We start from the raw sequence: 15,276 nt of genomic DNA, 5'->3' as shown, positions 1-15,276 counted from the left end.
GGGGAGTGTTTGTGCCGCGCGCTTGACATGGTTTCGGTACGTGCATGAGCGCCGCGCAGATGCGCATTTTACCCTGCCGGAGCCGTCTGCCGGCCACCCTGATGCAGCGCGTGCTCAATCACGCGTTGGATTTCCATCGGGTCCTGCAGGCGCCGGATGGCATCGTGCAACTCGGCCGCCTGCGGCCACGTCCGTTTCAGGTAGCCGAGCCACAGCTTGACCCGGCCATGCTCGTGCTTCGACAAGATGCGCGCGTGCAGCTTCTTGAGATAGTCGGCAAGAAAACCCAGCACAATCGGCCATTCTGCGGCGGAGGGGGCCGGCTCCATCCGCCCGCGAATACGCTGAGCCAGGAACGGATCGGACACGGCACCGCGGCCAATCATCACGTCATCGCAACCGCTGACGGCGCGGCAGCGCTCCCAATCGCCCACGGTCCAGACTTCGCCATTCGCGATGACAGGCACGTGCACGGCATCCGCGATACGCGCAATCCACTCCCAATGGGCTGGCGGGCGATAGCCATGATCGCGCGTGCGAGCATGCACAACCAGCGACGCCGCACCACCTTCTGCCAAGGCGGTCGCACACTCGATCGCGCGCGACGTATCGGAAACACCCAGGCGCATCTTGGCCGTCACCGCAATGTTCTGCGGGACAGCGGCCCGCACCGCCGCCACGATCGTGTGCAGCACTTCCGGCGTATCAAGCAGCATGGCACCGCCGCCGTGTCGATTCACCACTTTGGCCGGGCAGCCGAAGTTCAGGTCGATGCCATGCGGCGACAGGGTCGCAGCGTACGCGGCGTTCCGGGCGAGCCATTCAGGGTCGCTGCCCAGAAACTGAACGACCATCGGCGTGCCGCTGGCGGTGTAGCCGCCGTTGGCGATTTCGGGCGTCTCGCGCTCGTAGGTGCGCAGGGGCAGCAAGGAGCCTGTCACCCGGACAAACTCGGAGACACATCCATCGAAGCCACCGGCGCGGGTCAGCGTGTCACGCATGACAAAATCCGCGACGCCCTCCATCGGGGCGAGCAACAAGCGGCTCATGCGAAAGCGGCCAACCGGTCAATGTGCCGGAAGCTGGGGTTGAACATGGGAATAACCGAAGCGGGAAGTCGAGATTTTGAGGTGATGCGTAAAGCGCACGCATCAGCCTCTGAGGCCGCGCATTTTACCCTGTCGCCTCATTCCCATCACCCCAACAAAAAAGGCGAACCGCCGCGCGATTCGCCTTTGTCCGCCAAGCTGGCCCGACTTACTTCTTCTCGGGCGGCTGGTTGAACGGGAACGTCCCGAACATGTTCTTGGCCTGGCTCTGCATTTGCTCCTGCATCTGCACGAACAGGTTTTTGCTCTGCTCGATGTAGTTGCTCATCATGCCCTGCATCATCGGCCCCTGCATGTTCATGAACTGCGACCACATGTCGGGGTTGAAGCTGTTGCCGCTGTAGAGATCCTTCGAGTTCTCGGCCAGCTTGCTCTGGATATCAACGAATGCCTGGATGTTCTTTTCCAGGTACGTGCCCATCATCCCCTGCATGGCATTGCCGTAGAAACGGATGATCTGCGCCAGCATCGAGCCGGAGAACATCGGCACGCCGCCGGTTTCCTCTTCCAGGATGATCTGCAGCAGGATACTGCGGGTCAGATCTTCGCCGGACTTCGCGTCAACCACGCGAAATTCCTCGGTCTCCATCACGAGCTGCTTGACGTCTGCGAGCGTGATGTAAGTACTGGTCTGGGTGTCGTAGAGCCGGCGGTTAGGATATTTCTTGATCAGCCGTTCGGTGCCCTTCTTGCTGGTGGCCATCATGCCTTTCCGTGTTGGCGATGCTGCTGCGGTGCAGCCGATGCAGTGCGAAATGACTGCACCAAGCGGTGCAGCAAAATACGCGGTTGCCCGGCTATTCCGATCTGCGTAGGAATGTGGCAACGCAGATGCATCCGGTTATGATCGGACGCCCCGTGTCTCCCTGCGGAGCGCCTCCGTGATTGGATTCTATGCGGATCGCCATGCAAAGAAAAGGCGACCTCCCCCGGTAAAAACCCGCAGCATTTTGATACGGCCGATGCACCCGAATGCGCGTCGAAGTGCAACGCAAATACACTGCTGCGACGCACTTGAGCATCGCAGCAGCGAACGGGTAAAAACGGATTCTTGGGGGAAAATTGCTGCGCCCATGCTGCAGCAAGACCGCAGCATGGGCGTTTGAAGGTCAGCCCATGTGCAGGCCGCCGTTGAGGGAGAAGTCTGCGCCGGTGGAGAAGCCCGACTCTTCGGACGCCAGCCATGCGCAGATCGAAGCGATTTCCGTCGGCTCACCCAGGCGCTTGACCGGGATCGTACCGACGATCTTGTCGAGCACATCCTGACGAATCGCTTTCACCATGTCGGTGGCGATATAGCCTGGCGACACAGTGTTCACCGTCACGCCCTTGGTCGCCACTTCCTGCGCCAGTGCCATCGTGAAGCCGTGCAGGCCAGCCTTGGCCGTCGAGTAGTTGGTCTGGCCAAACTGCCCCTTCTGACCGTTCACCGACGAGATGTTGATGACGCGACCCCAGCCACGATCCACCATGCCGTCGATCACCTGCTTGGTCACGTTGAACAGCGACGTGAGGTTGGTGTCGATCACAGCGTCCCAGTCAGCGCGGGTCATCTTGCGGAACACCACGTCGCGCGTGATGCCGGCGTTGTTGACGAGGACATCCACCTCACCCACTTCAGCCTTGACCTTGTCGAACGCGGCCTTGGTCGATTCCCAATCGCCGACGTTGCCTTCAGACGGAACGAAATCAAAGCCCAGCGCCTTCTGCTGCTCGAGCCATTTTGCCTTGCGCGGCGAATTCGGGCCGCAACCTGCGACGACGATGAAGCCGTCGCGCGCCAAGCGCTGGCAAATCGCCGTTCCGATGCCGCCCATGCCGCCGGTGACGTATGCAATGCGTTTGGTCATGTCCACTCCTAGTCCTTGTTATTGGAACCGCCCGAGTTTTTCTCAAGCGGAGATGCTTCGGATCGGCGCACACCGCTTTCGTTCAGCGCGCGCCGATAACACTACAAAGATTTACGGACGCTCGACTGCCAGCGCCACGCCCATGCCGCCACCAATACACAGCGAGGCCAGGCCCTTCTTCGCATCGCGCTTCTGCATTTCGTGCAGCAGCGTGACCAGAATGCGGCAGCCCGACGCGCCGATGGGGTGACCAATGGCAATCGCGCCGCCATTGACGTTGACCTTGGACGTATCCCAGCCCATCTGCTGGTGCACAGCCAGCGCCTGCGCGGCAAACGCCTCGTTGATCTCCATCAGGTCCAGATCGTTCACCGACCAGCCGGCGCGCGACAGGCAACGCTTGGACGCCGGCACCGGCCCCATGCCCATCACCTTCGGATCCAGGCCAGCGCTGGCGTAGGCACGAATGGTGGCCAGCGGGGTCAGGCCCAGTTCCTTGGCCTTGGCCGCAGACATCACGACCACAGCAGCGGCGCCATCGTTCAGGCCCGAAGCATTGGCCGCTGTGACGGTGCCAGCCTTGTCGAAGGCAGGCTTCAGGCCAGCCATCGAATCCAGCGTCGCGCCGTGGCGAACGAATTCGTCCTGCGCGAACGCGATCGGATCCCCCTTGCGCTGCGGGATCAGGATCGGAACGATTTCGTCGTTGAAGCGACCCGACTTCTGCGCAGCTTCTGCCTTGTTCTGCGAGGCCACGGCAAACTCGTCCTGCGCCTCGCGCGTGATGCCGTATTCCTTGGCGACGTTCTCAGCGGTGATGCCCATGTGGTACTGGTTGTAGACGTCCCACAGCCCATCCACAATCATCGAGTCGATGAGCTTCGCGTCGCCCATCCGGAAACCGTCACGCGAACCCGGCAGTACGTGTGGGGCAGCAGACATGTTCTCCTGACCACCCGCCACGACGATATCCGCGTCGCCCGCAATGATGGCATTGGCCGCCAGCATCACGGCCTTCAGACCCGAGCCGCACACCTTGTTGATGGTCATGCCCGGCACCATGTTGGGCAGCCCGGCCTTGATGACGGCCTGGCGCGCCGGGTTCTGGCCCGAGCCGGCGGTCAGCACCTGCCCCATGATGACTTCGCTCACCTGGTCCGGCGAAACCTTCGCACGCGAGAGCGCCTCGCGAATCACGGCTGCACCCAGATCCGGGGCGGCAATCTTCGCCAGCGAACCACCAAACTTGCCTACAGCGGTACGAACCGCCGATACGATCACAACATCGGTCATTTGCTTACCTTCCACAGTCGAAAGAGAGTCGGGGACACCGTCGGCGGCCGCAGCCGCGACGGCAACGGGGGATCATGCGCGCGATCTTACGCTTTCTGTTTGACGTAACGGCCGGGTGCGGGCTCGATCTCCGAGTAGTCCGCATTGCCATAGCGTTTGGGGGCGGCCTTTTGTGCGCCAGCGTGTGACGCTAGCCAAGCCGACCAGTCGGGCCACCAGCTGCCCGGGTGCTCTTTGGCGCCCTCGAACCACGCATCGGCGGTCTCGGGCAGTTTGGTGTTGATCCAGTGCGAACGCTTGTTGGCCGCGGGCGGGTTGATGACGCCAGCGATATGACCCGAGGCACCCAGCACGAAGCGCCGTTTGCCCTTGAGCAGCGGCACCGATGCATATGCGGATTGCCACGGGACGATATGGTCTTCGCGTGAGCCATAGATGTAGACCGGCGCATCGATTTTGCCAAGGTCGACAGGCGTGCCGCCCACCGTCAGCTTGCCCGGCTCCTTCAGGTCGTTCTGCAGGTACGTATGACGCAGATACCAGCAGTACCACGGCCCCGGCAGGTTGGTCGAATCGCCGTTCCAGTACAGCAGGTCGAACGGTGCGGGCGTCTTACCCTTCAGATAGTTCTCGACCACGTAGTTCCAGACCAGATCGTTCGGGCGCAGGAACGAGAAGGTGTTTGCCAGTTCCACGCCGCGTAGCAAGCCCGGGCCAGTCGGAGCACTCGCACCGATGGTCTGCTCGCGCATCTCCACCTGGGCTTGATCGACGAAGACGTCAAGGATGCCGGTGTCGGTAAAGTCCAGCAGCGTCGTCAACAGTGTCAGGCTTGCGGCCGGATGCTCGCCACGCGCGGCCAGAACGGCCAGTGCCGTGGAGAGAATCGTGCCGCCCACACAGAAGCCCAGTACGTTGATCTGGTCCTGCGCCGAGATCTCACGTGCCACGCGAATGGCCTCAATCGCGCCGCCCTCGATGTAGTCCTCCCAGGTGCGCGAGGCCATGCTGATATCGGGGTTGCGCCACGACACCAGGAACACCGTGTTGCCCTGCTCCACCGCATAGCGCACCAGTGAATTGGCGGGCTGCAAATCGAGGATGTAGTACTTATTGATGCAAGGCGGCACGAGCAGCAGCGGCTTGGCATAGACCTTGGCCGTCAGCGGCTTGTACTGGATGAGCTGGAAGTAATCGTTCTCGAAAACGACCGCGCCTTCGCTGTTGGCCACGTTGCGACCGATCTCGAACGCCGTCTCGTCGGTCTGTGAGATCTTGCCCCGCTCCATGTCCTGCAGCATGTTCAGGATGCCGGTACGCAGCGATTCGCCGCGCGATTCGAGCAGTTGCTTCTGCGCCTCTGGGTTCGTCGCCAGGAAGTTGGACGGCGACATGGCGGCCGTCCATTGCGACACGGCAAAACGTACGCGCTCACGGGTCTTGGCGTCGGCCTGCACGGCATCCGCCATTTCCATCAGCGTACGGGCGTTGAGCACGTAGAAGGCAGCGGCATAGCCGTAGAGCGGGCTCTTGCGCCAGGCCTCGTTGGCAAAGCGGCGATCGGACGGCGCGACAGCCTCAGCGCTATCGCCGGTGCTCATGTGGCGCCAGATCTGGAGCCATTCCTCAAGGTATTTCTGCTGGATTTCAGCCAGGCGCTCAGACGGAATCAGTGCGAAGGGCACGGCGCCCTCGCCCATCATCTGAGCGCCATTGAACTGGCCAAGGCCGGGAGCGGCAGCGCCTGGCTGCGCGAATGCGCCAGCGTAGGCTTGCCATTGCTTGAACTGCTCAGCCCATTGCGCCGGATCCGGCAAGCCCTGCCAGGGGGCTTGGGTGTGGGCGCTAGATGCTTTGGAAGATGCGGATTGACGCGTTGCCATAGTGCCCTCATGCATGCGATACGCGCCGCTCCGGGTGGTTATGCGGCGCAAATCGCAGTATTCCGGGGCATTGTTGCCTCGCCGTTTCAAGGCTGTCAATCGGAGTTGACCGATGATTGCCTGTAAACCGTGGTCCAGTAAGGGTTTTGCCGAATCCGCCTGAGCGCGGCGCCGTTGAATGGCTAAGTACGGTGGCGGGCTATGGTCCAGCCGATGCAATTTCGTGCGAGACTGCCCCATTGCGCAAACGCCGGGCGCCTTCCGCCATGTATATCGTCGCCATTGGCTGGCTTTACGTTGTCCTGATGATGTCCTTGACTGAGCAATCGTGGATTGCCGGCATCGGCACATTCATCCTGTACGGCGTGGCGCCGCTGTCGCTCTTCTTGTGGATTGTCGACTCGCCGGCACGCAAGCGGCGCAGACGAGCGCGGGAAGCAGAGAATGACGCCGCCGCATCCAGCGACGGCGCCAACTGACGTCAATCAACGTTATCCGCGCGCCAGATCAGGGTGGCCATGCGGCCAGTCGTGCGCTCCCGGCGATACGAGTAGAAGCGATCGGCGTCCGTCATCGTGCACAAGCCCCCACCGTACACATCCGTACAACCGACACGTGCCAGCCGCAGCCGGGCCAGCGCATAGAGATCGGCGAAGAACTTTCCTTCCGACACGCCCTTCACGAATGCCGCTTCGGTAGCCGGCAATTCATCCGGCTGAGCCGCATCGATGAAGGCTTGCCGCACTTCCGCGCCAACCTCGAAGCATGATGGGCCGATCGCAGGGCCCAGCCATGCCAGCCATGTCGGATCAGCCTCCTGACCGCAGGCACGCAGCCGTTGCATCATCGCGTCGACCGTGCGCTCAATCACGCCACCGCACAGCCCACGCCAACCGGCATGCGCCGCCCCGACCGTCACGCCACGCGCGTCGCTTAGCAGCACAGGCAGGCAATCGGCCGTCATGACCACACAAACGCGATCGCGCCAAGACGCCACTGCGGCATCAGCCACCACCGGTGCCGACACGTTGGTGAGTTGATCCAGGTCCGCCACGCCAGTGCCGTGCACCTGCTCCATCCACACCGGCTCAGCAGGTACGGCGGCACGCAGGATGCGGCGATTCTGTTCGACGGCATCCGGCGTATCGCCCACGTGTTGGCCCAGATTCAGGCCACCCGGCAGGCCGCCGGCCAGACCGTAAGGGCCGGTGCTGACACCACCCAGCCGCGTGGTCGCCAGCGCCTTAACGCGTGGATGCACCGGCCAGTCGGGGATGATCCAATCAGTTGAAATCGACATCGGGGTCCAGGTCCAGGGCTTCCATCAGCTCTGCGAAATCGTCAGGCACTTCGGCCGTCCAATGGACCGACTTGCCGGATGCAGGGTGTACAAGCCCAAGGCGCACGGCGTGTAGCGCCTGCCGCGCAAACGGCACCGGCAACTGCGCCTTGATCGTCTGCGGTTTGCCGCGACGGAAGTTACGCGTGTAGACCGGATCGCCCAGCAACGGGTGCCCCTCGGACTCAAAATGCACGCGAATCTGATGCGTACGGCCGGTCTCAAGCTGGCAGCGCACCAGCGACACCTGCGCACGCCCCAGGTCCACCACGTCGAGCGTCTTGAAATGCGTACGCGCCTGCTTACCGCTGGCCGTCTCGATGATGGCCATGCGGGTGCGGTCGCGCGGATCACGGCCGATCGGCGCATCGATGGTGGCCTCTTCTGGCGTTTCACCCCAGACCAGCGCCAGATAGGTCCGCTTGACCGTGCGCGCTTGCAGCTGACGCACGAGATCGGTCTGTGCGGGCAACGTACGGGCGACGACCATTAGGCCGGAGGTTTCTTTATCGAGACGGTGCACGATGCCCGCGCGCGGCAATTGAGCGGCATCGGGATAGCGATGCAGCAAGCCGTTGAGCACCGTGCCACTCCAGTTGCCTGCAGCCGGGTGCACAACCAGGCCGGCCGGCTTGTTGATGACGAGCAGCGTGTCGTCTTCGTAGACGACGTCCAGGTCGATTGGCTCGGCCACGAAGGCGTTCTCATCGGCCGCGCGTTGTGGCACGACCTCGATGCGAGCGCCGCCGGATACCGCCGCGCGCGGGCGCACCGCCGCGCCATCCATGCGCACGGCACCGGCGTCGATCCATTGCTGCAGGCGGCTGCGCGAGTAATCGGGCAGGAGCTTGGCCAGCGCCTTATCCAGGCGCTCTCCGTGCAGAACTTCAGGAACCTCCACGACGATCGGCTCAGCCGCCTCTGCGCCGCCGACGGCAGGCAGATCGAGTGCCTCATCATCGAGCGCGTCTTCGGTTTCTTGCGAAGTGATGGAAACGTCAGCCGCTGCGTCGTCTGACGCGGGGCTTGGGCTATAATCCTTGATGCGATTTTTCATTGAGAAAAGGTGCCCATGTCGGTCACGAGCGTAAAGCAGGCGCGTTTTGGAGTACGAATCCGCGCACAAATCGGAGCAGTGTTGGCGGTAGGGTTTGCATGCCTGACCATTTCGGCCTGCGGCATCCTGCCAGAACAGCAAGACGAAACGGCTGGCTGGTCAGCCAACAAATTATATTCTGAAGCGAAGGAATCGCTCGATGGCGGCGACTACGCCAAGGCCGTCAAGTACTACGAAAAGCTCGAAAGCCGCTATCCGTTCGGCCCGTTTGCTCAGCAAGCGCAGATCGAAACCGCCTACGCCAACTACAAGGATGGCGAAACTGCTGCTGCACTGGCTGCGGTTGATCGCTTCATCCAGTTGCACCCGAACCACCCCAGCGTCGATTACGCCTACTACCTCAAGGGCCTGATCAACTTCAACGACAACCTGGGCTGGCTTGGCCGCTTCTCGAACCAAGACCTGAGCGAACGCGACCCCAAGGCAGCGCGCGCCGCCTACGACGCGTTCAAGACGCTGATCACGCGCTTCCCGAACAGCAAGTACACGCCGGACGCGACCGCACGCATGCAGTACATCGTGAACGCGATGGCCGAGCATGAAGTGGGCGCTGCACGCTACTACTATCGCCGTGGCGCTTACCTTGCCGCAGTCAACCGCGCGCAGGACGCCATCAAGGATTACGACCGCGCGCCGGCAGTTGAGGAAGCGCTGTACATCATGATGAAGTCGTACGAAGCGCTGGGCATGAAGGACATGCGCGACGACACCGAGCGCATCATCAAGCAGAACTACCCGAGCAGCGATTTCCTCGCCTTCGGTCAGCGCAAGAAAGACAAGCCGTGGTACCAGATGTGGTAAGCAAGGCTTGAACAGCAGTAAAAAGCCCGGTCCAAGTTGGCCGGGCTTTTTATTTGCGCGTCACGTCAGCATCAGTCTGATGCTGCTTCTGCCAGCGGCGTATCCGGCTGCAGCGAGCGCAGAAAACCCGCTGCCGTGTCGGCCTCGCGCGTGCGCTTGAACGGCGGCAGGCTCTGCCAGATCTGCCGGCCGTAGTTCTTCTCCACCAGGCGCGGGTCGCAGATCATCAGCACACCGCGATCGGTCTCGGAGCGAATCAACCGCCCTGCTCCTTGCTTGAGCGTGATGACGGCGTGCGGCAACTGGTGCACGGCGAATGGGCTCAAGCCCTTTTTTTCCAGTGCTTCCATACGCGCACTCAGCACCGGATCATCGGGCGGCGCAAACGGCAGCTTGTCGATGACCACCAGCGACAACGCCTCGCCACGCACGTCCACGCCCTCCCAGAAACTCTGGCTGCCGATCAGCACGGCATTGCCGAGTGTGCGGAAACGATCGAGCAACTCGGTGCGGCTGGCCTGCCCCTGCACAAGCAGCGGAAAATCCCAGCCGCGCTGGGCAAACTCATCGGCCAGACGTTCGGCTGCCCGGTTAACGGCACGCAGCGTCGTGCACAGCACGAAGGTCCTGCCGCCCGCCGCCTCGATCATCGGCAAAGCAGCGTCGAGCACGGCATCCGTAAAGCGCGGATCGCTCGGTTGCGGCAGATCACGCGGCACATAGAGCAAGCCCTGCGACGCATAGTCGAATGGGCTGTCCAGCGTCATCGACCGATCTCGATTCAGCCCAAGCTGTGCCGCGTAATGCGTGAAGTTGCCGCGCACCGACAGCGTGGCGGAGGTGAAGATCCATGCGCGCGGCTGGCCCGCTCGCTGGCGCGAAAAGATCGGCGCGATGGACAGTGGCGTCAAATGCAGTTGCACAGAATTGGCAAACACCTCGACCCAACGCACGCGTTCATCGAACGGCGCGGTTTCCACCGTCTCACCCTCTTCGTTCTTCACCACGGGCGGCGGCTTGGGGTTGGCCCATGCATCCAGCTGGTCGCACAGCGCGGCGGCGCGGCGATGGCATTGCTCAATGGTCTCTGCACGTTCGGCCTGAGCCTCCAACGCGCCTGTGAAATCCGACAGCGCTTGCTCCAGCTTCGGCAGCACCTCGTAGAACGGCTTGGCTGTCGCCTGATCGTTGTCGATCTGCTTGATGGATAGGCGCGCGCCGTCCTGACGGAATACCAGGCGCAAATCACGTGCAGCGCGCTCCAGCGGCGCGGCAATGGCAACCCAGTCCACGGCATCACGCGCATGCGACAGGCCCTCGGCCACGGCATCGCGTGCCAGTTCCAGAATCTGGTTGGTCGAAATCGTCTCGCCAAAGAACAGCGTGGCAGTTTCGGGCAACTGGTGCGCTTCGTCGAAGATGATCGTGTTGGCCGCCGGCAGCAACTCGGCCATCCCCGTGTCCTTCAGCATCACGTCTGCAAAGAACAGGTGATGATTGACCACCACCACATCGGCCTGCTGCGCCTCCTTGCGGGCACGCATGACAAAGCAATCCTTGTAGTACGCGCAATCGGAGCCGAGGCAGTTGTCGCGCGTGGACGTAACGAGGTTCCACACCGGTGCGTTCTCGGGCACGGTGGACATCTCGGCCTTGTCGCCCGTCTTCGTGGTCTTCAGGAAGAGATTGATCTGGCGCAGCCACGCCGCATCCTGACGCGAAGACAGACGCCCGTTCTGTGACGTGCGTTCCAGGTGGTAATGGCAGACGTAGTTCGCGCGCCCCTTGAGCAACGCCACCGACACCGGCGCGTTCAGCGCCTTGCGCACCGTCGGGATGTCACGCAGGAAGAGTTGATCCTGCAGGTTCTTCGTCCCCGTGGACACGATCACCTTGCCGCCCCACAACATCGCCGGAACTAGGTACGCGTAGGTCTTGCCCGTGCCCGTGCCGGCTTCGACGATGAGCGAATCGGCGGCCTCGATGGCGTTGGCCACCGCCTGCGCCATCGTCAGTTGCGAGCTGCGCGGCCGATACGAGTCGATACCTTTGGCCAGCGTGCCGTCGTCGGCAAAGAGTGTCGCCAGTTCAGCATGATGGGCATCGACAGGGACGGCTGCGGAAGCAGAGGTGCCGCCAGCCGCATCGGAATCATTCGGCGGCGCGGTCTGGGGGACAAGCGAAGTCAACGGAGAAAAGTCCCTGGGGGCAAATGAAGGAAGCCGCACGTGCTGGCGGCTTCTCAGAATTGGGATGGGCGATGCTCAGGCGGGCACGTCCGGTTCAAGCTGTAACTGTAGCAGCGTGATCGCGTCCTTGAGTTTCAACTTGCGCTTCTTGAGCCGCCGCAGTTGCAGCTCGTCGTGATCGATTTCCGACGCCAGCTTGTCAATCAGGAAATCGAGATCGCGATGCTCGATCTGCAATTCGATGATGCGACGTGAGATCGTGTTCAGATCGCTGTCCATCACTTCCTCCCGGGACACCCGTCCACGCTTCAAAGTTTAGAACCCCAGCGGGCTCGCGTTATTGTTGTTTTGTTCGTTGCGGCGCTTGGTCTGCTCGCGGCGCTCTTCCAGTTCCTTCTGACGCTGCGCGGCGTCCTGCTGCTTCTCCTGGAACTGCTTGACGTTCTCCGCTCGCTTGGCGGCGTTGGCGGCGCCCTGCTCTTGCGCGGCCTTGAGCTTGGCATCGTGCTCCGCCTGCTTCTGAGCGTTCGCCTGTGCGTTGGCTGCACGTTGTGGCGCTTCAGCCTGGCGCTGCGCTTCGTTCAGGCGCTGCTGCTCCTGCTTCTTCTGGAAGTCAGTGCGGTTCTTCTGCTCAGCAGCTTCGCGCTGCGGACGCTCGGCGTTGTATTGGGCCTCGCGAATGGCGCGATCCTGATCGCGGCGCGCAGCGCGGTCGGCGCGCTCGGCTTCATCCAGCGCCAGCTCGCGCTCACGGATGGTGTGGAGTTCCGTGCGGCGCACATCCTTGGCCTTGTCGATGCAGCGCGTGACGAAGAACTTGTCGTAACAGGCGCGCTCGGTCTGCGCATAGCGGTATTCGGCCCACGCTTTGGCGCTGGTGATGCGATCGTGCTCTGCGCCGAAATCCGGTGGCGTGGCAGACACGGCTGGGGTCGACGCAGGGTTTGACGCAGCGGCCGGCTGAGATTGGCTCCACGCAGGCGCGGTACAGAGCGCGGCAAGCAGCAGAACCAGGCGGGAAACACGGCGCGCACCAGCGCGATGATGGGCAGAAAACGGGAGCGTAGGCATAACTTGCATTTTATCACCGCGCCTGTGCGGCAAACGTCGCGTGGGGCGCGCAATCAGCACCGGAACAGATTGTGCCTTATGGCAAAATGCGCGGCTTCCCATCGCACTCTCTGGAAGCAATGACCGATTCCGTGTTGCAGAAGATCGTCTCCCGCATTGCCGTTGAACTGGCGGTCAAGCCGCATCAGGTTGCCGCCGCCGTGCAACTGCTGGACGAAGGCGCCACCGTGCCCTTCATCGCACGTTACCGTAAGGAAGTGACGGACAACCTGGACGACACGCAACTGCGCAACCTGGAAGAGCGCCTGCTGTACCTGCGCGAGCTGGAAGACCGCCGCGCGGCGATCCTGGCTTCCATTGAAGAGCAAGGCAAGCTGACCGACCCACTGCGCGCGGCCATCGAAGCGGCCGAAACCAAGCAGGTGCTGGAAGACCTCTACCTGCCCTACAAGCCCAAGCGCCGCACGCGCGCCCAGATCGCTCGCGAATGTGGCCTGGAGCCGCTGGCGCAGGCGCTGCTGGCTGACCCGACGTTAGATCCGCAAGCCGAAGCCGCCAAGTTCGTCAACGGCAACCCAACCGCTGATGGCGGCGTGCCCGACGTGAAGGCCGCGCTGGACGGCGCGCGCGACATCCTCTCCGAACAATTTGGCGAAACCGCCGAGCTGCTGGGCAAGGTGCGCGAGCACCTGTGGAGCCAGGGCCTGGTCTCGTCGACGGTGGTGGAAGGCAAGGAAACCGCCGAGGAAGAAAAATTCCGCGATTACTACGCGTATAGCGAACCGATCCGCAACGTGCCGTCGCACCGCGCGCTGGCGCTGTTCCGCGGTCGCAATGCGGGCGTGCTGTTCGTGAAGCTGGGTCTGGGCGAAGAGCAGGACGCGATGAGCCCGCACCCGTGCGAAATCATGATCGCCCGCCATGTCGGCATCGAAAACAAGGGCCGCGCGGCGGACAAGTGGCTGTCGGACGTGTGCCGCTGGTGCTGGCGCGTCAAGGTGCAGCCGCATATCGAGACCGAACTGCTGACGCAGTTGCGCGAGTCGGCCGAAGCCGAGGCTATCAAGATCTTCGGCCGCAACCTGCATGACTTGTTGCTGGCAGCACCCGCTGGCCCGAAGGCCGTGATGGGCGTGGACCCGGGTATCCGCACGGGCTGCAAGATTGCCGTGGTTGACCACACCGGCAAGCTGCTGGAAACCGCCACGATCTACCCGCACGAGCCGCGCCGCGACTGGAACGGCTCGCTCGCGACGATGGCGCGTCTGGCCAAGCAGCACGACGTGGCGCTGGTCTCCATCGGCAACGGCACCGCCAGCCGCGAGACCGACAAGCTCGTGCAAGACCTGATGCGCAACATGCCGGAACTCAAGCTGACCAAGATCGTGGTGAGCGAGGCTGGCGCGTCGGTGTATTCGGCATCGGAGCTGGCGGCCAAGGAATTCCCGGAACTGGACGTGTCGCTGCGCGGCGCGGTGTCGATCGCCCGTCGCCTGCAAGACCCGCTGGCCGAGCTCGTGAAGATCGATCCGAAGTCGATCGGCGTCGGCCAGTACCAGCACGACGTGAACCAGCGCGAACTGGCCCGCGCACTGGACGCCATCGTCGAGGATTGCGTGAACGCGGTCGGCGTGGACGTGAACACGGCCTCTGCCCCCCTGCTGGCACGTGTTTCGGGCTTGAACTCGATCCTCGCCAAGAACATCGTCGAATACCGTGATGCCAATGGCGCGTTTTCCAACCGCGATGCGCTGAAGAAGGTGCCGCGCCTGGGCGACAAGACGTTCGAGCAGGCAGCAGGTTTCCTGCGCATCAATGACGGCGACAACCCGCTCGACCGCTCGTCCGTCCACCCGGAAGCGTATCCGGTGGTCAAGCGCATTCTGGACAGCATCAAGAAAGGCATCGGCGACGTGCTCGGCAACCGCGAGGCCCTGCGTGGCCTGACCGCCCGCGAGTTCACCGACGAGAAGTTCGGCCTGCCGACCGTGGTCGACATCCTGGCCGAACTGGAGAAGCCCGGCCGCGACCCGCGCCCCGAGTTCAAGACGGCCACGTTCCAGGACGGCGTGGAAGACATCAAGGACCTGCAACCCGGCATGGTGCTCGAAGGCGTGGTAACCAACGTGGCGGCCTTCGGCGCGTTCATCGACATCGGCGTGCATCAGGATGGGCTGGTACACGTGTCTGCACTCTCCACCAAGTTCGTGCGTGATCCGCACGAGGTGGTCAAGCCGGGCCAGATCGTCAAGGTCAAGGTGATGGAGGTGGATGTGAAGCGCAACCGTATCGGCCTGACGATGCGTCTGTCGGACGAGCCGGGCCAGACGCCGGCGCGCACCGGCGGCGGCGATCGCCCGAACGGCGGCGGCAATCGCCAAGGGGGTCAGCAACGCCGTGAGGCAGCACCGGCTGGTGGCGCGATGGCAGCCGCCTTCGCCAAGCTCAAGCGCTAAGACGCGTTCTGCTGGCTAGAACCCGCCCGGTCTTCGGACCCGGCGGGTTTTTCTTTGGCGCGAAGCCACCCACGCGGAGCACGTTACAAGTCCTTACGTGCGTGGAACTTTTCTAACACTCGCGCGTCGTCGGCCCGTCTTTCCGGCCCGTTAAGGAGGCACAGGCAC

Annotated in this window: 13 protein-coding genes; 3 read left to right on the top strand and 10 right to left on the bottom strand. The window is 62.9% G+C overall.

Annotated elements, in window-relative coordinates; translation table 11 throughout:
* Positions 1–68: 68 nt before the first annotated feature.
* The 5 genes from F7R11_RS09725 to phaC form a co-directional block, all read right to left on the bottom strand.
* Positions 69–1,049 carry a tRNA dihydrouridine synthase gene (locus F7R11_RS09725; protein ID WP_064802924.1) on the bottom strand — a complete coding sequence of 327 codons (981 nt, stop codon included), beginning with the start codon at positions 1,047–1,049 and terminating at the stop codon, positions 69–71.
* A 208-nt stretch (positions 1,050–1,257) separates the two neighbouring features.
* Complete coding sequence (gene phaR, locus F7R11_RS09720) at positions 1,258–1,812, bottom strand: polyhydroxyalkanoate synthesis repressor PhaR (RefSeq protein ID WP_021194616.1); 555 nt, start codon at positions 1,810–1,812, stop codon at positions 1,258–1,260.
* Positions 1,813–2,218: 406 nt separating this feature from the next.
* The gene (locus F7R11_RS09715) at positions 2,219–2,959 is read right to left on the bottom strand and encodes a 3-ketoacyl-ACP reductase (RefSeq protein ID WP_021194617.1); all 741 of its coding nucleotides are present in this window, start codon (positions 2,957–2,959) and stop codon (positions 2,219–2,221) included.
* 111 nt (positions 2,960–3,070) lie between these two features.
* Positions 3,071–4,252 (bottom strand): acetyl-CoA C-acetyltransferase, encoded by a 1,182-nt coding sequence (locus F7R11_RS09710; RefSeq protein ID WP_064802922.1) that lies wholly within the window; start codon positions 4,250–4,252, stop codon positions 3,071–3,073.
* Positions 4,253–4,338: 86 nt separating this feature from the next.
* Entirely contained in the window at positions 4,339–6,135 is a 1,797-nt protein-coding gene (gene phaC, locus F7R11_RS09705; RefSeq protein ID WP_064802920.1) for a class I poly(R)-hydroxyalkanoic acid synthase, read from the bottom strand.
* Positions 6,136–6,401: 266 nt separating this feature from the next.
* Between phaC and F7R11_RS09700 the strand changes: the two genes are divergently transcribed.
* Positions 6,402–6,614 carry a hypothetical protein gene (locus tag F7R11_RS09700; RefSeq protein WP_021194620.1) on the top strand — a complete coding sequence of 71 codons (213 nt, stop codon included), beginning with the start codon at positions 6,402–6,404 and terminating at the stop codon, positions 6,612–6,614.
* A gap of 2 nt (positions 6,615–6,616) precedes the next feature.
* Here F7R11_RS09700 and pgeF read toward each other — a convergent pair whose 3' ends face one another.
* Together pgeF and F7R11_RS09690 are read right to left on the bottom strand one after the other, a co-directional pair.
* On the bottom strand, positions 6,617–7,435 hold the full coding sequence (gene pgeF / locus F7R11_RS09695; protein WP_064802918.1) for a peptidoglycan editing factor PgeF: 819 nt from the start codon (positions 7,433–7,435) through the stop codon (positions 6,617–6,619).
* On the bottom strand, positions 7,419–8,531 hold the full coding sequence (locus F7R11_RS09690; RefSeq protein ID WP_064802916.1) for an RluA family pseudouridine synthase: 1,113 nt from the start codon (positions 8,529–8,531) through the stop codon (positions 7,419–7,421). Before F7R11_RS09690 ends, pgeF begins: the two co-directional genes overlap by 17 nt.
* Positions 8,532–8,546: 15 nt before the next feature.
* Between F7R11_RS09690 and F7R11_RS09685 the strand changes: the two genes are divergently transcribed.
* Entirely contained in the window at positions 8,547–9,392 is an 846-nt protein-coding gene (locus F7R11_RS09685) for an outer membrane protein assembly factor BamD (protein WP_031329284.1), read from the top strand.
* Between the two features lie 71 nt (positions 9,393–9,463).
* On the opposite strand, the gene yoaA is transcribed toward F7R11_RS09685, so the two are convergent.
* From yoaA to F7R11_RS09670, 3 genes are all read right to left on the bottom strand, one after another.
* Entirely contained in the window at positions 9,464–11,581 is a 2,118-nt protein-coding gene (yoaA, locus tag F7R11_RS09680; protein WP_261312543.1) for a DNA repair helicase YoaA, read from the bottom strand.
* 75 nt (positions 11,582–11,656) lie between these two features.
* On the bottom strand, positions 11,657–11,860 hold the full coding sequence (locus F7R11_RS09675; RefSeq protein WP_021194625.1) for a DUF465 domain-containing protein: 204 nt from the start codon (positions 11,858–11,860) through the stop codon (positions 11,657–11,659).
* Positions 11,861–11,896: 36 nt separating this feature from the next.
* Positions 11,897–12,661 carry a hypothetical protein gene (locus F7R11_RS09670; RefSeq protein ID WP_064802912.1) on the bottom strand — a complete coding sequence of 255 codons (765 nt, stop codon included), beginning with the start codon at positions 12,659–12,661 and terminating at the stop codon, positions 11,897–11,899.
* Between the two features lie 110 nt (positions 12,662–12,771).
* On the opposite strand from F7R11_RS09670, the gene F7R11_RS09665 reads away from it, so the two are divergent.
* Positions 12,772–15,108: a Tex family protein gene (locus F7R11_RS09665; protein WP_064802910.1), complete on the top strand. Its 2,337-nt coding sequence runs from the start codon at positions 12,772–12,774 to the stop codon at positions 15,106–15,108.
* Positions 15,109–15,276 lie beyond the last annotated feature (168 nt).

Source organism: Ralstonia insidiosa, from assembly GCF_008801405.1.
GTDB classification, from domain to species: Bacteria; Pseudomonadota; Gammaproteobacteria; order Burkholderiales; family Burkholderiaceae; genus Ralstonia; species Ralstonia insidiosa.
Note: the sequence above shows the minus strand (reverse complement) of the source record. Positions and strands in the feature narration are given on the sequence as shown.